Source organism: Pseudomonas sp. AM8 (genome assembly GCF_036346475.1).
GTDB classification, from domain to species: Bacteria; Pseudomonadota; Gammaproteobacteria; order Pseudomonadales; family Pseudomonadaceae; genus Aquipseudomonas; species Aquipseudomonas marginalis.
In genome coordinates this window covers 526,810-544,939 of the sequence record NZ_JAOTNX010000001.1, presented here as the reverse complement: position 1 = coordinate 544,939, position 18,130 = coordinate 526,810, and the positions used below count along the sequence as shown (strand labels likewise).

Genomic DNA, 18,130 nt, shown 5'->3' with positions numbered 1-18,130 from the left:
GGAAATTTATTTCACCCCGTGGTGCTGTTTCAGAATCTTCCGCACCTGCGAAAGCATGCCGTAACGCGGCTGGAACGGTTAGGATAGCCGCCTGTTTCAGTCAGTCTTTTTTCGGGAGTTGCCCATGAGCGCCGTCAATCGCGCAGCGGTGGAAGCCGTTCTTCGCCAGTACACCGACCCCTATTTGAACCAGGATCCGGTCAGCGCCGGCTGTGTACGCGCCATCGAGGTCCAGGGTGACCAGGTCTCGGTCCAACTGGAGCTAGGTTATGCCGCCGGCCTGTTCAAGAGCGGTTGGGCGCAGATGCTGCAAATGGCCATCGAGGGCCTCGACGGCGTGCGTGCCGCCAAGGTCGACATCCAGTGCGTGATCGCTCCGCACAAGGCCCAGGCGCAGATCCCGGGCCTGGCCAACGTCAAGAACGTGGTGGCAGTCGCTTCCGGCAAGGGCGGCGTGGGCAAATCCACCACCGCAGCCAACCTGGCCCTGGCCCTGGCCCGTGAAGGCGCGCGCGTGGGTATTCTCGACGCCGATATCTACGGCCCGAGCCAGGGCGTGATGTTCGGCATCGCCGAAGGCACGCGGCCGAAGGTCAAGGACCAGAAGTGGTTCGTGCCGATCGAGTCCATGGGCGTGGAGGTCATGTCCATGGCGTTCCTGACCGATGACAACACGCCGATGGTGTGGCGCGGGCCGATGGTGTCCGGCGCGTTGCTGCAGTTGGTCACCCAGACCGCCTGGGGCGACCTGGATTACCTGGTGATCGACATGCCGCCAGGCACCGGCGATATCCAACTGACCCTGGCACAGAAAGTCCCGGTGGCCGGCTCGGTGATCGTGACCACGCCCCAGGACCTGGCGTTGCTGGACGCCAGGAAGGGCGTGGAGATGTTCCGCAAGGTCAACATTCCGGTGCTGGGTGTGGTGGAGAACATGGCGGTGCACATCTGCTCCAACTGCGGCCACGCAGAGCATCTGTTTGGTGAAGGCGGTGGCGAGAAGCTGGCGACCCAGTACGGCGTTGAACTACTGGCCTCGTTGCCATTGTCGATGGGCATTCGTGAACAGGCCGACGGCGGCAAGCCCACCGTAGCGGCAGAGCCCGATGGCCAGATCGCCATGATCTACCAGGAATTGGCTCGCCATGTGGGCGCCCGGATCGTCCTGCAGGAAGCGGCGGCCCCGGCAATGCCGACCATTACGGTCAGCGACGACTGAACTCGCTGAAGGACAAGAAGCCTCGACTTGTCGGGGCTTTTTCTTGCCTGGACATCGGTCAATGGGTTTCTTTTACGCTTTTACGCAATGGCGCGCGTAAGCATTCGCTTACTTTCTCGTAAGTGTTTGGTTTTTTTGCCGGGGGTGTGCGTCTCTAATCCTTGAGGGAGTTTTCTATCTAATTGAAATATAACAATTATTTATCTTTGTCTGGGCGCTGGAAACTGTCAGTGCCAAGTTTGGATCCCGTTGAACTTCCCTCGGAACTCTCTAACATCAGCCCTGTGTCCACGGATTGACACAGCCATCAAGGAACGATGGTTGAAGGAACGTCGCAGGATGCGATTCATCAGGATGATGAAAAGGAACACAGGGACTAGGGAAAAAATGTGGGCGGGTCATACCGCCCCTTTTTTCGTCTATAGAAAAGTGAATGCGTTCCCCGGAACGCAAAAAAGGCCCTTGAAGGGCCTTTTTTTGTTGGGCAGCGGCGCTTTTAGCGCTCTAGTTGCTCAATCTTGTTGGGTTTGCCATCCCATTCGGCGGCATCCGGCAACGAGTCTTTCTTCTCGGTGATGTTTGGCCAGATTTCAGCCAATTCAACGTTCAACTGAATGAACTGTTCCATGCCCGCCGGGACTTCGTCCTCGGAGAAAATGGCGACGGCCGGGCATTCAGGTTCACACAGGGCGCAGTCAATGCACTCGTCCGGGTGGATGACCAGGAAGTTCGGGCCTTCGTAGAAGCAGTCCACCGGACACACTTCTACGCAGTCGGTGTACTTGCACTTGATGCAGTTGTCGGTGACGACGAAGGTCATTTCTAATTCTCTCCTCAGGCGGCGGCAGCGAAACCCTTTGTGGTAGGGCTCGCGAGGTTCGGGAGCGATAGTCTGCAGGCCAGGCTAAGAGCCAGCAGCATCCCAAACCGCGCGAGAGTCTATCAGCTTGCAAGCGTGAGCGTTATATCCGAGTCTTCAGTGCATATAACATTTCCAGCGCTTTTCGCGGCGTCAAGTCGTCCAGGTCAAGCTTTGCCAATTCATCCAGCACCGGATGGGGCAGGCTGGCGAACATATCGCTCTGGTGCGGCGCAGCAGGTTTGCGGCTGGCCTTGGCAGGGCTGGCCACCACGGTTTCATGGGGCAGGGCCGTGGTTTCCAGGCGGCTGAGGTGCTCGCGGGCACGGGTGATCACGTCGTTCGGCACGCCGGCCAATTGCGCCACGGCCAGCCCGTAACTCTGGCTGGCCGGCCCTGGCAGCACGTGGTGCAGGAATACGATGCGCTCGTTGTGCTCGGTGGCATTCAGATGCACGTTGGCCACCAGCGGCTCGCTTTCCGGCAGCACCGTCAGTTCGAAGTAGTGGGTGGCAAATAGCGTATAGGCACGCAGATGCGCCAACCGTTCGGCCGCCGCCCATGCCAGGGACAGGCCGTCAAACGTACTGGTGCCGCGACCCACTTCGTCCATCAGCACCAGGCTGCGCTCGGTGGCGTTGTGCAGGATATTCGCGGTCTCGCTCATTTCCACCATAAAGGTCGAACGGCCACCGGCCAGGTCATCGCTGGAGCCGATCCGGGTGAAGATGCGATCCACCAGGGACAGCTCGCAACTGGCTGCCGGCACAAAACTGCCGATATGCGCCAGCAGTACGATCAACGCGGTTTGACGCATATAGGTGGATTTACCACCCATATTCGGACCGGTGATCACCAACATGCGCGTATCATCGTCCAGCGACAGGTCGTTGGCGACGAACGGCGTGGTCAGCACCTGCTCCACCACCGGGTGGCGCCCCTGCACGATGCGCATGCACGGCTCGCTGACAAACCGCGGGCAGTTCAGGTCGAGATTCAGCGCCCGTTCGGCGAGGTTGCTCAGCACATCCAGCTCCGCCAGGGCGGCGGCGGTGTCCTGCAGCGGCGCCAACTGGCTGATCAAGTCTTCCAGCAACGCCTCGTAGAGCATCTTTTCCCGGGCCAGGGCACGGCTCTTGGCCGACAGCGCCTTGTCTTCAAACTCCTTCAGCTCCGGGGTGATAAAACGCTCGGCACCTTTGAGTGTTTGGCGGCGTTGATAGTCGATGGGCGCCGACTCGGCCTGCTTACTCGGCAACTCGATAAAGTAGCCATGCACGCGGTTGTAGCCCACCTTCAGGTTGGCCAGGCCGGTGCGAGCTTTTTCGCGGGCTTCCAGGTCGATCAGGAACTGCCCGGCGTTTTCGCTCAGGGACTGCAGTTCGTCCAGTTCGCTGTCGTAGCCGGTCTTGAGCACGCCGCCGTCACGGATGATCGCCGGCGGGTTGTCGATAATGGCCTTTTCCAACAGCGCTGCCAGTTCCGGGTAGGTACCGGCCGTTACGGCGAGCTGTTGCAGGTGCGGCGTATCCAGTTCGGTCATTGCCACTTGCAGTTGCGGCAGGGCGCTGAGGGCATCGCGCAGACGCGCCAGGTCACGGGGTCGCGCATTGCGCAGGCCGATCCGCGCCAGGATGCGCTCGATGTCGCCGATTTCCTTCAGCTGCGGCTGCAGCTTTTCAAAGCGATAGCCGTCCAGCAGGCAGGTAATCGACGTCTGGCGCGCCTGCAGCACCGTCAAATCCCGCAACGGACGGTTCAACCAGCGGGTCAACAGACGGCTGCCCATGGCGGTTTGGCAGCGGTCGACCACCGATTGCAGGGTGTTATCGCGCCCGCCGGACAGGTTGGTGTCCAGTTCCAGGTTGCGACGGCTCGCGCCATCGAGCACCACGGTATCCTCCAGGCGCTCGTGGCGCAGGCTGCGCAGGTGCGGCAGCGCGGTGCGTTGGGTTTCCTTGGCATAGCTGAGCAGGCAACCCGCAGCGCCGATGGCCAGGGTCAGGGTTTCGCAGCCGAAGCCTTTAAGGTCCTGCACCGAGAACTGCTGGCATAGACTTTTCAGCGCCGAGTCACGCTCGAAATCCCACGGTGCACGACGCTTGGTCCCACGGCGTTTTTCCGCAGGCAGATCCTTCGGCCAATCATCCGGGATCAACAACTCCACCGGGTTGATGCGCTCCAGCTCCGCCAGCAGGTTTTCCCAGCCCTTGATCTCCAGCACGCTGAAATTGCCGCTGGTGATATCCAGTACCGAAAGCCCGAACAAGCGCTCATCGCCCAGCACCGCGGCGATCAGGTTATCGCGACGCTCATCCAGCAGCGCCTCATCACTCACCGTCCCCGGCGTAATAATGCGCACCACCTGGCGTTCCACCGGGCCCTTGCTGGTGGCCGGATCGCCGATCTGCTCGCAGATCACCACCGATTCGCCCAGCTTCACCAGCTTGACCAGGTAACCCTCCAGCGAGTGATAAGGGATCCCGCACATCGGAATCGACTGCCCCGCCGACTGCCCGCGCGCGGTCAAGGTGATGTCCAGCAACTTGGCGGCCTTCTTCGCGTCTTCATAGAAGATCTCGTAGAAGTCGCCCATGCGATAGAACATCAACTGATCAGGGTGCTGGTTTTTCAGGCGCCAGTACTGCTGCATCATTGGAGTGTGACTTGAAAGGTCTGTCATACGGGGCTTTCGGCTCTACCTGTCTATTTGACAATTCACATCTGTCTAATACTACAGGGATTTTTTAGGCATTGTTGGCGGCAGGCCTACGTTGATTTTGCGCAGGCGCAGATAACGTTGCGTCATCTTGGCGTCGGTGTGGCCACCCAGCTTTTGAGCGTCGTTGCCCTGGTCATCGGTGTCGGAAAGCGACTTCGCGCGCAGGTCGTGGAGACTGGCATCTTCGACGCCGGCCTTCTTGCAACTGGTCGCAAACGCATCTTTAACCGAACTGTAGTGCACCGGTTTTCCGCCACGCGGCGAACAGAACAAAGTGAGCCCGCGGATCTTCCGTGGGAGCGCCTTTGCCCGGGCCACCAGGTCCTCCAGGTCTGGCGTCATCTGCACCAGCAGCCTCGCATTCGTCTTCTCCTGTTTGAAGGCTATGCCCTCGGGGCTGATGTCGGCCAACCGGATGGCCAGGACGTCACCGATACGCTGGCCGGTCAGGTAGCACATCTCATAGATGACGCGCATGTTGTCGCTTGAGTTGGCGCAGATCGCCTGGAACTCGCCGTGGGTGATGTACCTGTCACGCTTGTGCTCAAGGTGTCGCCGCACGCCGATGCACGGATTCGAATCGACAATCTGCTGCTCTAGGGCATAGGTGAACACCGCCCGCAGTACCGAGATCACCCGGTTCGACATGTTCGGCGTGTCCGCCATGTGCAGCTTGAGCGCGACGACGTGCCGCTGAAGCACCTCGCGCGGCTCGAAGTCGGCGAAGTTTTCCTTCAATCGCTCGGCCGCCGCCTCGTATTGCTTGAGCGTGTTCGGTTTCAGTGCCGGCTTCGTCCTGGTGCGCATGTGCTCGAGTGCGTCGTCGATCAGTTTGGGCATCCCGCCCAGGCTGCGCTTGTCCAGCAGCATGGCGTATTCGGCGAGAGACGCCTGAAACTCAGTGCCGAGGCGCAACCACTTGCCCTTGCGGACCAAGTAGTACGCGCCGTGCTTCTGGTACATGCACGCCGGCAGGTGCCGGTCCTTCTTGCGCGGTCGCATCTATCTCACCTCAGCACAGCCGCAACTCCGGCCCCTTCCTTGATTGAATACCACCCAGCCGCCCAATGACAACTTGGCGCAGCACCTTTGGGTGCCCATCACCACCTACCGCGAACCCGTATCGTTCGGCGGTCAGCCACTTTATCTGTGCCCCTGGCTTTTTATATCCGGTCAGGTCGGCAACTTCCTCTGCTGTCAAAAACATACCTACCTCCCGCTGCCCTTGCCGGGCCGCGCTGTCTTGATCAATTTAATTTGGTGTCCTTGCCGCGCTGGGCGGCAGAAGCTGGGGGAGAGTTATGCGATCGGCACGTAAGCTTCGCCGCGGCGTTCAGCCGAAGCCTTTCGGTAAGTCTCGTTGGTGTATGGAGCATCAGGCTCGCGACGGACAAAGGTCATCTGGTAGTGGGAGCCTTTGGCGCGATGCGTTCCGGCGCAGTACTTCTCGATCAGGTACTGGGCGTCGTGCTTGTCGCCTTTCTCCGCGCGGCTGCCGGTACCGATGGTCCCGCCTTTCCACGACCCCTTTTCTGGGCCTGTCTCGCCGTCAAAAGCGATATCCAGCTCAACGAAAGTTCGCGTAGGGCGCAGCGCACCGAAGTACTTTTTCACCCAGCCGGTACCGATTCGGTAAACGCGCTTCTCCATATGGCAATAGGCTCGTATTTCCTGGCCGTCATAGTCCTTAAGCAAAAATACATAGCGGGGCATTGTGTCTTTTATGGCCTGAGCTTCCTTGTAGCCAAGGCGAACACCTTTGCTCTTCTCGATATGCTCAACGCCGTTTGCGTCACACAGCGCATTCAGGACCAGATCGAATTCGCGCCAAGGGAATGAAAAGTACCGAGACTTTTCAGATTGCGAGTCCATTGTGCTGGGCCCAAAATTTGTATGTATTCCTCGGGTCTGTAGGCGGAACCCGTACTTTCGAGCGTGATACTCGAAGTAGTCGAGATGACCAAACTGTTCAAGCCGTCGCGCTGTAGCTTCCGGGCTCAATGTAGTGAATGTGTGCTTCTGCGCCCAAGGCTTGATGATGTTGGGAATTTTGATCCAGGCTGAATACTTCCAGACGTGGATGATCAGCTTGTTTCCTGGGTAGTCGCCGTTGTCGCCGGAGTCGATGGCGATGCCGAATATGCTGTCACGCTGGCCCTTGTAGTAGAGGTCGATGAAGTTGAGGATCACGAACTTGTCTTGCCATGGATTGGCCCTGAAAACATTGCGGGAAAACCAGGCTTTGATTATTTCGAACATGCAGGAATACCTCGCCCGCCGTTCACCGGCAGGCATGTAGGGGGATTGGGGTTATGGCTTCGGCGGCGCTGGCAGTGCTTGCCAATGGGTCACGTAAAGAAGGTCGTGAAACTCACCAGTGAAGAAGCTGTTGTGTTGGGAGGCAATGAATATGTCGATGCCGTCGGAGCAAAGGACATCAGCATCCTCATCAGGAAGGCGGTCGCTAACTTCAATCCACCCGCTCATGGCCTTGGCCCCTTGTAGATGAAGACGTAGGCGAACCAGAGGGTGGCGATCATGGCGTCACCCGCTGGCCGAGCATCACGTCGGCGACAATTTCCCAGAGTTGGGACGGTGACCACTGGTAACGGTCGAATTCGTCATCAGGCTTCACGCCAACCAGGCAGCTTGAATGCGCACCGCGTGAATATTCGCCGAGCTTCTGCATGATCGTTGCGACCTTTCCATCGCCACCCGGCTCAGTCCGATGAAAGTGGTAGGCCTTCTGATCGTAGGTGCAGCCAGCACTGATGTGGTAGCTGTCGATCTCAACCATATGGCCTCGGCCATCCGGTAACCATGGACGTCCACCGCAAGCTGTGCGTGCGCCCTCATGCAGGTAGAGCATGAATCCACCGCCCGCTGAGGGGTCGAAGCGGTACTCAAGGTTGTGCTGCACGCCAATCAGGACGCGCGACACGAAGTCAAAACGGTGGTCATGGATCGCTGAATCTTTGAAGCAGGCCCGCCGGGGAAGCTCGGGGTGCCAGACATGCAGGCGCTGATTTCCTTCCAGCTGGACCTGCACAAAGCCCAGGCCGTGCAGGGTGATCTTGTCGGTCATTACGTCGTCGATGATGCTCACGGCGCCACCTCCCGGCGTGCCCACTGAACATAGGGGCCGTCATCCGTGTCGAATATCCCCATCAGGAACCACTCAGGGCCTGGCGATTCGGGATTCCAGGCAGTGCACGCGGCATCCTCGTCAGGTAGATCGTCGATCTCGTCACCCGAGTGCCAGCCTTTCAGCTCAAGGCCTTGCTCCTTCGTCCAGGCGATGTAGGGTGCAGGGTCTTCGCCGCCGCCAAAATCCGGAATGTCCGGGTGATACCACCAGCCGTCTGCATCGCGCTTCACCTCGACCGGCCCGAACGACTTGCTAGCGCTGTGCGCCTCACAGGGAGTGACGTAAACCACGTCGGAGTAGTACCCACCGCCAGAGCTGAACTCCATCTTGCAGCCGCACTTGGCAGGCTCGCTGTTGACGAACGTAATCTTTTCTTCAGGCATGACTTCGTCCTTGCCGCTATAGCGGCTGACTTTGAAGGGGGAGGGGTTACAGGTTTTTCGTGAAGAGTACGGATGTGCTCTTTTCTGATTTCAGGCCTGAGCGGCGGCGAACTCTTCGGCGCTCGGCAAATCCTCCAGGCAGGCGAAGATCGGCATTCCCAGCTCGCGCGCGCGGTGGACCTCGCCCAGGGTCCCGGCGCTGTAACGCCAGCCATTGACCAGGACTACCGCGTCGCAACGCTCCATCAGCGCCAGAGTGCCGTCGAGGAAGAACTGATCTTGACCGGGCAGGTCGTCATCGAAGTGCGCGGTGTTGGTGTGGGGGCAGAGCGGGAACCAGCCAAGGCGTGCGGTGGCGACGGCGACCGACCTGGCCTCAAGAATGTTCTCGGCGATTAGCTCGCGGGTTGCGGCGCGGTAGGGCCCAGCCACATAGACGACTAGTATTTTCTGTTTGGCGGACACAAGAATTTCCTTGCCGGACCATGCCCGGGCGGTGGAGTGGGGGAGTTCAGAGTTGTTGCAGAAGTCGCCGGCCGATCCAGCGAACCACTGTGACGGCCTTGCTGTTGCCGATCGCCTTGTAGCGGGGGCCGTCTGGGCACAAACCCAAAACCCTTCCGCGCCAAGGTATGCGCGTGTAGTCGTCAGGGAAGCCCTGGAGGCGTTCGCACTCGCGCGGAGTGAGACGCCTGACACTGCTCGACGAGACTAAGGCCTCGCTACCACCCCCAGCGTCGCCGGAGCTTTGACGAAGGGATGGGAGGCCCTGACCGTAGTCGCTGATCCCGCGCAGGACCGACACAATCGGTTGGCCGCGCCCGGTGCCGTCCTCGCTGCCGTCGAACCCTTCAGCTTTCAGTGTGTGCGTGATTTCTCCAGTGATGCACACGGCCACCTGGCCGCCAGCGTTGGCATGGCTGCCTGAGTGATTCATGGCGCGCAGGGTGGGGGCGATCTCCCCAGCGTCAGCGCCGTGATCCTTGCAGGAGAAAGCCAACACCGCATTTTCCTGGCCGTTGTTCCTGCCCAGGGCAAAGGCGAGCTTGTCGCTGAAACAGGGGTCTTGAGTGCCATGCACCACCAACAGGCCAGATTCAGCGTCCTGACTGGTCGCGCTGCCAGTCGCCTTGCCGTTGGCGTTAAGTGTGCCTGCGATCAAGTGTCCTGCCTGGGCGTGGTCGACATCGGCGCCGCCATCTGTGCTGCGCAGCGCGCCGGCGACCGCAAGAAAGTGACCTGCCGCTGCGCCCTCCGGTCTTCCGCCTGAGCCACCACTGCATGCGTTACTTGTGAAGGCACCGATGACATCTGGCTGAACAAAGAACGTCTCGCTGTCCAGGTCGTTGCGGCCCTCATGGTGGGTGAGGGTACCGGACTTCTCGATAGAGCCGGACATGCGCCCGGCGCCGAAGGCAGGTATGCCGCCGAACATCGACACCGCCGGTCCGAAGTCGCCTTCGCAGCTAGGGCAGCCATAAGCGCCTAACTGCTCTGGAAAGACGTACTCACATCCTTCTCCGCACTGGAGCGCAGGGCCGAAAGGAGCTGTTCCGGTAACGTCCTGCCCCTGGCCTCGGCGCGGCGCAGTATCCCGGCGCACGCTTTCTCGCTCAAAAAGTACCTCGGTGGGATCGAACCCGTCTCGAGCACTTGCGACAACGAACACACGACGGCGTCGTTGGGCCAGGCCGAAATATTGGGCGTCCAGGACCCGCCACGCGATTGTTCTTTTGGGTCCATACACACAACCAGCGTCCTGCCATTTTTTCCCTGGAGGCTGCAGCTCGCAGTCTTCCCCAGCAAGCGCGCCAAGAAAGCATCCGAAGGCGTTCCCTTTGTCGCTGAGGACGCCGGGGACGTTCTCCCAGACGATAACGCTGGCGGGCTTTCGCTGGCCGGCGCGAACATAGTCAACTGCATCTGCAAGCTCCACGTATTTGATGGTGAGGGCGCCGCGCGGGTCGGTGAGGCCTTCCCGCATACCGGCGACCGAGAAGGCCTGGCACGGGGTGCCGCCGACCAGCACGTCCGGCGCCGGGATCTTGCCTGCCAGCACCAGGGCGGCCAGCTTTGTCATGTCGCCGTGGTTTGGCACGTCCGGGTAGTGGTGGGCCAGGACCGCCGAGGGGAACGGCTCAATTTCAGCGAACCAGGCGGCGCGCATGCCCAGCGGGTGCCAGGCTTGGGTCGCGGCTTCGATGCCGCTGCAAACGCTTCCGTATGTCACGTTCATGCGGCCTCCTATGGGGTTGGGGTTACTTCTTCTGAAAGGTCTTGGTGAGCGCGGCGTTGACGCTGTTACCGCGCTTCAGCACGACGCGGGCGAGTCCTGCCCGTTCCGCGTGGCTATGGCTGGCCTGGCTGAGCAGGCCGAAGTAACTGTTGGCTGTCTCGCGCAGATCCTCGGCCGGTGCCGCGGCGGTGCGCTTCAGTGCCTGGGCCAGTGACCGCTTGCGGGTGGTTCGCCGCCACGGCTTGATGACGTGGCCAACGAAGTCGACGCCGCGATCCACGGGCTGCAGGATCGTCTTCGTGGGGTTGAGCTTGGCGCCGAGCCTGGGCAAGAACGCTTCGACCTCTGCCAGCCACTGGTTGAGCTGCTGCGGCGACTCATGCAGGAACACGAAGTCATCGACGTACCGTATGTAGTGCCTGGCGCGCAGCGTGTGCTTTGCGAACTGGTCCAGGGCATCGAGGTAGATGTTGGCGAAGAACTGCGAGGACAGGTTGCCGATCGGCAGGCCGAGGCGGGCAGGCTGCGCTACCAGACGCTTGTGCTGCGGTACCCGGTTGAACAAGTGCGCCGGGCTGCGTGTCTCGTAATCCTCGCGCGGGTCGTGCATGAGGATCTGCGTGGCCAGGGCCAGCCACCAGGCCTCGGTGATCCTGGCCTCCAGCTGCTTGCGCAGCACCGCCTTATCGATGGCGACAAAGAAGTTAGCCAGGTCGCACTTGAGGTAGAAGACTGGCTTCGACCAGTTCTCGCTGGCGCTGCGGATCTTCGACTCGAGGCGGGTAGCGGCGTACAGCGTGCCGCGCCCTGGAATGCATGCGCAACTGTCCGCTATGAAGCTGGCGTAGAAGCGCGGTGCCACATGGTTGTACATGAGGTGGTGGACGACGCGGTCCCGAAAGGCTGCCGCCCACACTTCGCGGGCTTTCGGCCTGGTGACAACGAAACAAATAGATCGGCCTGGCCGGTAAGTGCCGGCAATCAGGTCGTCGTGTAACTCCAGCAAGTTGAGCTCCATGTCCTTCTCGAACAGCCGGGCGCTTGCGGAATTCCGCTTGTTGCGCCGGCAGTCGTAGTAAGCCTGGACGAGATCCTCGAACTGGAAGGGGGCAACACTTAAATCTGCGGACAGGGCGCGCGAGCCGCTCGTTGTTCTTGTCGTTGTTGTTGAGCCAGCCATCTTCAAAGTCCATGTTGTAGGCGTTGTTGGCGGAGCGCTGCGACCTGTCGAGCTATCTACATCGCCAAACCGAAGGCAGTGCCGATCAGCTTGGAAACTGCGCGAGACCTACTCGGACGCTTTAGACCGGCGGTTTCTGTTGTGCGCATGGCGGTGACCCAGAGGTCAGCGGCTCGACCAGATTTGGCGCACAGGCAAGAGGGCCTTGACCCTCAAGCAGCGGGCGCGGTTGCGGACTTCTTCCAGGCATTTGCCTGTCGGCCAACTGAGGCCGTCATCTTCATTACTTTTCCGTGCTGGCCTTTGCTGATTAGCCCCATATTTGTAAGGGCTCTCAGCAAGTGATTGATCATCCAGATACTTTCCAAGAGAAGGTTGAGATGTGGCAGCTTCTCGCGGGTCATATTGGCGCGACCTATCAGTACCAACACATGCAGGCACTCGTCCCTGATCTTTGATCCCATAACCTGCTTAAGGTCTCGAGGAATGTTTCGAACAAGTGCGATTGCCGCGCCGAGCAACTCCTCGGCCACCTTGTGGATTTCCAAATCCGTATGCAGTGCCATCCCTGGCCTCCTGAAAAGCAAGGGTGCTATCGCACCCATGAATGAAGAATTGAATGATCAAATAAACTTTCTGCGGACAGGGCGCGCGAGCCGCTCGTAGTGCTTGTCGACGTAGTAGAGCCAGCCACCTTCAAAGTCCAGGCAGTAGGCGTAGTGGGCGGAGCGCTGCGTGCTGGTCCAGTGGTAGGCCTGGGTAAACGCCTCGGGCACTGTGATCTCGAGGAAGGACGCCTCACGGCGCGCCATCAGATAGAAGTCCTTGTGACCGTCGCGCTCGAAGTTGGCACAGAACTGGGCGGCCGGGTGGTCGTGCTCACGATTGCTGCTTGCCAGGTGAGCGGTGTTGGCCTGGCCATCCCATGGAGATTTGGCGCCGTCGAGTTCTTCGCCATAGCCGCCCCATTCGAGATTGGCCTCGGCATCTGCGCCCGTTGGAACGATCAGGTAGAAGGGCTTGTCGCCGCCGGGGAACAGGCCACCGTTGATGCCGCCTTCGCCGGGCCAGTACTCGCCGATAGGCGGGGCGCATGATGCAGCCGCCATGGGCGTGGCTTTACCACCCATCTCTGCGAGCACATGCAGCGCCAATTGATGGTTGGGCGTTGAGATGCTTGTTGTTCCATCGGTTACTGTAATCAGTTGCATGGGATGCTCCTGTGAGCGAGATAAGTTGCAGGTAGCCGGCGCTTCCCGACGAGCTTCTGGTCTGAGCGCCGTCCTGGCGCTCCCGGGAATCACCTGCGAAAAACGAATGAAGGAATGAATTACTGAATAGGGAGGCTGCGGACAGGGCGCGCGAGCCGCTCGTCGTACTTGACGCTGTCGCTGCGCCAGCCATCTCCAAAGTCCATGTCGTAGGCGCTGTAGGCGGAGCGCTGCGTACTAAGGTGATGCCAGCGCTCTTCATTCAGCACCACCAGGCCCTCGGCCTTGGCCGCCATCAGCAGTTGGCCCTCAAGGCAAGACGGGATGAAGCCATCCAGCTCAAGGGCCTTCACGGCGATCACGCTGCCAGCCTCAGCCATGGCGCGGGTGTTGGCCTCGCCGTCGCTGTAGCTGCCCGCGCCTTTGATCTCGACGCCATACTCGCCCCATGGGCCGCTGAGTTCGTCAGGCAGCAGGATCAGGGCGCGCTCTACGCCGTTGAGCCAGTAGCGGGTGCCGAACACGCCGCCGGCCAGAGGTTGGCCGCGCTCGGGGAGTTCAGCGGCGAGTACTGTTTGCTGCGCTTGCTTGGTCATGGGGTACTCCGGGTAAGCGCCGCCCTCCGGTTACCGGATGCAGCGAGTAGGGTGGGTTATGCTGGTCTTTCGATTTCGTCGTCAGGCTCTGGCGGGTAGTCGGCGAGCGACTTCATGCCCGCGGCCCTGATGATCTGCGACACCTTTTCAGTAACTACAAAAGGTGTCTTGACACACTTAAGCATCTGCGCTGCCGTTTCGAAGTCGGCGGCGATCACGTTGCGCAGCAGGTTCTGAAACACCTCCTGCTGGTTGTTGAAGCCGTGCTGCTTCATCAGGCGCTTGAGGTCGGCCTTGAACACGCCGGCCACCTCAACCGTAAACTTCTCGACGCCCAATGCAGCGTTCTTTTCGTTCGCCTTCTCGCGCTTGCGGCGCTGCTTCTTGGCTTCCGCCGTCAGCTCTTCCTCGGCCATCGCCTACCTCTTCGATTTCATGTGCTGGCAAATCAAGCCATGCCTGCCGCCGGCGCTGTCGCACCTGGTTGCTGATGCGCTTCATGGGGTGTCGGCGAACTTGAAGCCGTTCTCCTGGGCGATCAGCGTCACGCGCTTGATGTGCATGCCCAGGTTCTTTGCTGCCACGCTGGCTACGACGCCCTTGGCGGCTTCGGCGCGCACGGCCGGAGCCAGCTTGTCGCGTTCTTTCCGGAGGCGTTCGTGGTGAGCCGTGGTCCCGTTATAGGGGCCGTCGACTCCGACGCCGTTCGGGATCACCTGAACTGACTTGCCGGCGCCGAAGTAAGCGTCTAGCTGCTGGTTCAGGTTGTCGATGATCGAGTCCCGCGGGTCGGGCATTGGCACGCCGATCATGGCTGTGCACCGTAGTAGGCGAACAGCACCATCATCGCCGAGAAGCCGAGTGTCCATCGAAGCATGCGGAAACCGAAACGGCGTGACGTTGCCTTGGCGGCGGCGAAGAAGTCGGCGTTGCGCTCGAGCTGATCAGCGTACTGGCAGGCGCCGTCGTGGCCCGCTCGAGCGCCGCGGGAAACCCCGGTGGAGCGCTCCACCACATCGAACAGGTTCTTGCCGAGCGGCACCACGTTGAAGCGGGGCGCCTTCACTGGTTCTTCGCGACCGATCATCACGTACATCTCCGAGGCGGACATTTCGAATCGAGCCTGCAACGCCTGCAGGACCGCTAGTTTTTGGCGAATGGTTTGGTTCATCACGATTCCTTATGGTTGGTTGCGTCTATTCGTCAGCAGCCTGACCGCCTGGTGCGTGCCGGTGGGCCCAGGGGAGGGTGCTGACGAATAAAGACGAGGCGTAAAAAAGCCCGATCGAAACCGGGCTTTTCGTTCTGTCACAAACGCCTCCGTACGTGACAAGCCAGCGGGGCCGTCTGGGCTGCGCTGGTATCTGTGCGTTTACATGGCTGCCAATCCTCCGTGCTGAGATGAAGTAGCCGCCGGCCGGCTCACCACTGCCCAGGTGACGGGCTTTGCGCTAGGCTGAGCGCTCTCACACAACACAGCCTGCAAAGGAGGGCGAACTTGCCATGCGCAAATTCAAATTGAAGTACGGATATGACTTTGATGATTCATGTCCGAAGAGCTATGAGAGTGATCAGCCAATCAAGGTTGGTGATGCTATTTTCGTAACCAACGGCTTTTGGCACGGCGTCACGGACATTCGAATTCTGAAGAGAGATATTCAGCTAACTCTTTCGAAATCATCTCAATCCCCCGAAGAGGCAAAGCTTGTAATGAAGCAGCTATCGTCCGGCTGAGAACGATCGTTGCAAACTTCAAACAGCTTTGTTTTTCGATGTCTTGGCTGGGGTACATCAGGCTAAGTTTTGTCCGTAGCCCTGGATCTCCCTGGCAAGCCAGCGTCATTAGTGCCGCCTCTATGCGTGCTTGCAGTGAGGGCGCTTCTACTTTCGGCAGATCTTCAGCGACGCTTTTCATATTCCTATCCTCTCTGTCATCCCAAAGCACCCTCGCGAGAAGGTGCTTCAGTGATGCTGTCCGTCCAATTGCCGCCGGAAGGGGCGGGGCGCATTGCTTGCCGGGTCACTCACTCAGTTCTGGCGTTTCACCATCGAGCAGCCGTACAAGGTTTTCCCTGTCGTTGGCAGGCTTTCGGGCCTGTCTGCTCGCCGGTCGCCGGTAGAGGCAATGCGGTCTGTTGTTTGTTGCGCTGGCTGTTAAAGAGCGGTGGTGCTCAGCAGTGGCGGTGTGTCACTGCGATGGAAATAACAATAAGCTAATGCCTAATCATATGTAAATAGGTAATGCCTAATTATTTTCATGATGTAGGCATGCGCGCTATTCCGTTTTGGGAGATGACTTTCTCGGCAATCCTGATATAAGCTTCGCCTAAGCTGTATGGATATACAGCATTTATCTGGGAGGAGATTTCATGGCAAAGAAGCGGGCGGCACCGGCGGAACGGCAGGAAATGAGCGGGATGGAACGGCTCGGGCTGCGCGTTTCATCAATGATCAATCACCCTGTCGCGCAGGCGCAGCGTTGGGTCACGATTCATCGCCTTGACGCGGACGGGGATCGGGAGTGGGAAGAGGTGTTGGGCGTAATCGCCGAGACGGCCGAGCTTGAGCTCACGCTCAATGACGACGGCAGCGTGACGGTGAGATGGGAGCAGCAAGAAGTCGAGGAGACGGGAAGGGGAGAGGTTGAGTTTGAGCCAGAAGAAGAGGCGGCTCCTTTCTAGCAGGCAATAAAAAGCCCGCTAAACCGCGGGCCTCGTTTTACTTCTGCGGAGCCGATGCTGATGCCGGTTCCGACTTCTGAGCTGGCGGCGTATCAAGAGCTTTCTCACTCCTACCCATTTGGAAGGATGCAACCATGTTGGAGGTAAGCATGGCGTTGAACCCTGCGATACCGATCACAATGGCGAGAACAGTAGATACTGCAGTTACTATCATGGTCGTTTTCATCGAGCCAATACTCGACTTTATTTCTCCATGATTGCTGGAGATTTGATTGAGCGTCGCTTCCATTCTCTTGTCACGTTCCGCTTGGATAGCTACAAAGGCATCTATTTTTGCAGATACAGACTCAACCCGAGCGTCCATCTTGACTTCGATGGTCTCAAGCTTTGCGTTGAATTCTTCGCGCGTAATTTCAGTCATGGATTTAGTATGTCCCACGCCTTTCACGTTGTCACTCGCTCCTTCCGCTCCGGAGTGCTGAGAGGGAGCTCTGAAAGCTGGTGAGGCTTTCTCAAAGCCAGCCTTGATCTCCCCACACGTTGAGAACTTAATTTGCATTTTGGTCCTCATCTGTAGGATCTGGCCCGAATTCGAGCTCTGGTTCGATAGGGTTGTCTTCCACCCACTTCCTTACGACTTTGGCTAGGTGCTGCCTTAAGTAGCCACAGCTATCACAAAACAGGCCGAAACTTGATACCGTCAGCGGTTTAGATCCGTCCTTCAGCCGGGTTACGAGGCGATAAGTATCCTGATCTTCCTCATGATCGAAGGGGCAGATAACGGTCCATGTCTCCTCGCCGCATACTGGACAGTCGCTTTCGGGATTTTTGGCTTCTAGAAACCGGACAAAATCGTCTGAGGTTACCGCCAGCTTTGACCTTTCAGGTTTTTTAAGTGTTTGCTCGCTTGTCATTGCAATTCCTTTTCGGCGATTTTAGGTTGCCAAAGCACCCCTATAGCATGATAGCTATACTAAATTGGCATTCCACACCAGCAGCACGCGAGCCAGGATATAGGTGTCATCCATCCGGATGTCCTCGGGGTCGTGGTGCTTGTTGTCCGAGATCATCTTGAAGTGATCCTTGCCTTTCTTCTGTAGACGCTTCACGTAAAGCATGTCGTCGTGGGAGAAGAGGTAGATACCGTCGCCAGTGAACTCCCTGATCGTGATGTCCACGAGCAGCGGGTCGCGGTCTTTGATCGTCGGTGCCATTGACTGCCCCCACCCGGTGATCATCTTTAGGTGGAAGTGCTCTTTGAAGTTGACGCCCAGGTCGCGCAGATGCTTGGGGCTGACCCTGATGTCCTGGAGCATTTCGGGGTATTCGTGCGGTATCTGCCCGCCGCCCATCGCTGCGCGCACGTCGTAGTGGGCAATCCATACCTCGTCGCCTACTTGGCCTGGGCGAGAGAAGTCGACGTGTATGACGTTTCCTGAGTCGCTCTGCTCTGCTGCGGCCATCAGCCTGCTCCGAGCATCCTCTGAAAGGCTTTTGCCCTTGGTCGCCAACATCTGACGGACCATATCCGCTGCAGACGAAGCCATTGACTGCCCGTCATTACTGCGCTGACCAGAAGAGTCCTCGTTAGCTTCCTCGAGATTTTCGTAGGAGAAGCCTGGGCGTAGTCCCCAGTGCTCAGGGCCAACGACATCGGAGAAGTAGGCGATCACGTCCATCAGCTTTGATTTATCGATTCTGCCGTTTTTCACCCAGCCTTGTATCGACGGAGGCTTCACGGAGAAGTCGTCTGCGAGATTCTTTTTCGATACGCCCTTGGCGATCCGCGCGGCCTCAATGGCGGCGCCTAATTCTGGTCCGGTAAGCATTGCCTAATTAAGCCTATTGCGTTGTTGGTTAGGCAATGGCTTGCCCGCGATAAGGTAATGCCTTAT

At 59.1% G+C, this 18,130-nt stretch carries 23 protein-coding genes; 2 read left to right on the top strand and 21 right to left on the bottom strand.

Translation table 11 applies throughout. From position 1 onward, the window contains the following. Positions 1–124: 124 nt before the first annotated feature. Positions 125–1,219: an iron-sulfur cluster carrier protein ApbC gene (gene apbC, locus V3W40_RS02735; protein ID WP_027604582.1), complete on the top strand. Its 1,095-nt coding sequence runs from the start codon at positions 125–127 to the stop codon at positions 1,217–1,219. Positions 1,220–1,715: 496 nt separating this feature from the next. On the opposite strand, the gene fdxA is transcribed toward apbC, so the two are convergent. From fdxA to V3W40_RS02645, 18 genes are all read right to left on the bottom strand, one after another. Continuing rightward, entirely contained in the window at positions 1,716–2,039 is a 324-nt protein-coding gene (fdxA, locus tag V3W40_RS02730) for a ferredoxin FdxA (RefSeq protein WP_027604581.1), read from the bottom strand. 142 nt (positions 2,040–2,181) lie between these two features. Further along, positions 2,182–4,761 carry a DNA mismatch repair protein MutS gene (gene mutS, locus V3W40_RS02725; protein ID WP_330214400.1) on the bottom strand — a complete coding sequence of 860 codons (2,580 nt, stop codon included), beginning with the start codon at positions 4,759–4,761 and terminating at the stop codon, positions 2,182–2,184. A 51-nt stretch (positions 4,762–4,812) separates the two neighbouring features. After that, positions 4,813–5,802: a tyrosine-type recombinase/integrase gene (locus V3W40_RS02720; RefSeq protein WP_330214399.1), complete on the bottom strand. Its 990-nt coding sequence runs from the start codon at positions 5,800–5,802 to the stop codon at positions 4,813–4,815. Between the two features lie 10 nt (positions 5,803–5,812). Continuing rightward, positions 5,813–6,007 carry a DUF4224 domain-containing protein gene (locus tag V3W40_RS02715; protein WP_005785292.1) on the bottom strand — a complete coding sequence of 65 codons (195 nt, stop codon included), beginning with the start codon at positions 6,005–6,007 and terminating at the stop codon, positions 5,813–5,815. Positions 6,008–6,099: 92 nt separating this feature from the next. Further along, entirely contained in the window at positions 6,100–7,059 is a 960-nt protein-coding gene (locus V3W40_RS02710) for a hypothetical protein (RefSeq protein WP_330214398.1), read from the bottom strand. A 51-nt stretch (positions 7,060–7,110) separates the two neighbouring features. Further along, entirely contained in the window at positions 7,111–7,287 is a 177-nt protein-coding gene (locus V3W40_RS02705) for a DUF551 domain-containing protein (RefSeq protein ID WP_177000349.1), read from the bottom strand. A 49-nt stretch (positions 7,288–7,336) separates the two neighbouring features. Next, a complete protein-coding gene (locus tag V3W40_RS02700) occupies positions 7,337–7,885 on the bottom strand; it encodes a hypothetical protein (RefSeq protein WP_442962818.1) in 549 nt (182 codons plus the stop codon). Positions 7,886–7,902: 17 nt separating this feature from the next. After that, on the bottom strand, positions 7,903–8,331 hold the full coding sequence (locus V3W40_RS02695) for a hypothetical protein (RefSeq protein WP_330214396.1): 429 nt from the start codon (positions 8,329–8,331) through the stop codon (positions 7,903–7,905). A 90-nt stretch (positions 8,332–8,421) separates the two neighbouring features. Then, on the bottom strand, positions 8,422–8,796 hold the full coding sequence (locus V3W40_RS02690) for a DUF1937 family protein (protein ID WP_330214395.1): 375 nt from the start codon (positions 8,794–8,796) through the stop codon (positions 8,422–8,424). A gap of 46 nt (positions 8,797–8,842) precedes the next feature. Further along, a complete protein-coding gene (locus V3W40_RS02685; RefSeq protein WP_330214394.1) occupies positions 8,843–10,567 on the bottom strand; it encodes a DNA cytosine methyltransferase in 1,725 nt (574 codons plus the stop codon). Between the two features lie 22 nt (positions 10,568–10,589). Next, positions 10,590–11,747 (bottom strand): RNA-directed DNA polymerase, encoded by a 1,158-nt coding sequence (locus V3W40_RS02680; RefSeq protein ID WP_330214393.1) that lies wholly within the window; start codon positions 11,745–11,747, stop codon positions 10,590–10,592. 212 nt (positions 11,748–11,959) lie between these two features. Next, positions 11,960–12,313, bottom strand: a complete 354-nt coding sequence (locus V3W40_RS02675; RefSeq protein ID WP_330214392.1) for a four helix bundle protein — start codon at positions 12,311–12,313, stop codon at positions 11,960–11,962. A gap of 57 nt (positions 12,314–12,370) precedes the next feature. Beyond that, positions 12,371–12,958: a DUF1566 domain-containing protein gene (locus V3W40_RS02670; RefSeq protein ID WP_330214391.1), complete on the bottom strand. Its 588-nt coding sequence runs from the start codon at positions 12,956–12,958 to the stop codon at positions 12,371–12,373. A gap of 119 nt (positions 12,959–13,077) precedes the next feature. Next, complete coding sequence (locus tag V3W40_RS02665) at positions 13,078–13,554, bottom strand: hypothetical protein (protein WP_330214390.1); 477 nt, start codon at positions 13,552–13,554, stop codon at positions 13,078–13,080. A gap of 56 nt (positions 13,555–13,610) precedes the next feature. Beyond that, a complete protein-coding gene (locus tag V3W40_RS02660) occupies positions 13,611–13,970 on the bottom strand; it encodes a hypothetical protein (protein WP_330214389.1) in 360 nt (119 codons plus the stop codon). Positions 13,971–14,051: 81 nt separating this feature from the next. Then, positions 14,052–14,366 (bottom strand): hypothetical protein, encoded by a 315-nt coding sequence (locus V3W40_RS02655; protein WP_330214388.1) that lies wholly within the window; start codon positions 14,364–14,366, stop codon positions 14,052–14,054. Further along, on the bottom strand, positions 14,363–14,725 hold the full coding sequence (locus V3W40_RS02650) for a hypothetical protein (protein WP_330214387.1): 363 nt from the start codon (positions 14,723–14,725) through the stop codon (positions 14,363–14,365). The genes V3W40_RS02655 and V3W40_RS02650 overlap by 4 nt, the downstream gene beginning before the upstream one ends. Positions 14,726–15,181: 456 nt before the next feature. Further along, positions 15,182–15,469, bottom strand: coding sequence for a hypothetical protein (locus V3W40_RS02645; protein ID WP_330214386.1), 288 nt, complete (start codon positions 15,467–15,469; stop codon positions 15,182–15,184). A 454-nt stretch (positions 15,470–15,923) separates the two neighbouring features. On the opposite strand from V3W40_RS02645, the gene V3W40_RS02640 reads away from it, so the two are divergent. Beyond that, on the top strand, positions 15,924–16,235 hold the full coding sequence (locus V3W40_RS02640; protein ID WP_330214385.1) for a DUF1654 domain-containing protein: 312 nt from the start codon (positions 15,924–15,926) through the stop codon (positions 16,233–16,235). Between the two features lie 37 nt (positions 16,236–16,272). On the opposite strand, the gene V3W40_RS02635 is transcribed toward V3W40_RS02640, so the two are convergent. Genes V3W40_RS02635 through V3W40_RS02625 form a run of 3 tightly spaced genes read right to left on the bottom strand, consistent with a single transcriptional unit; the run spans position 16,273 to position 18,064 of the window. After that, positions 16,273–16,794: a hypothetical protein gene (locus V3W40_RS02635; protein WP_330214384.1), complete on the bottom strand. Its 522-nt coding sequence runs from the start codon at positions 16,792–16,794 to the stop codon at positions 16,273–16,275. After that, complete coding sequence (locus V3W40_RS02630; protein WP_330214383.1) at positions 16,784–17,149, bottom strand: hypothetical protein; 366 nt, start codon at positions 17,147–17,149, stop codon at positions 16,784–16,786. Before V3W40_RS02630 ends, V3W40_RS02635 begins: the two co-directional genes overlap by 11 nt. A gap of 54 nt (positions 17,150–17,203) precedes the next feature. Next, complete coding sequence (locus V3W40_RS02625; protein ID WP_330214382.1) at positions 17,204–18,064, bottom strand: S24 family peptidase; 861 nt, start codon at positions 18,062–18,064, stop codon at positions 17,204–17,206. Positions 18,065–18,130 lie beyond the last annotated feature (66 nt).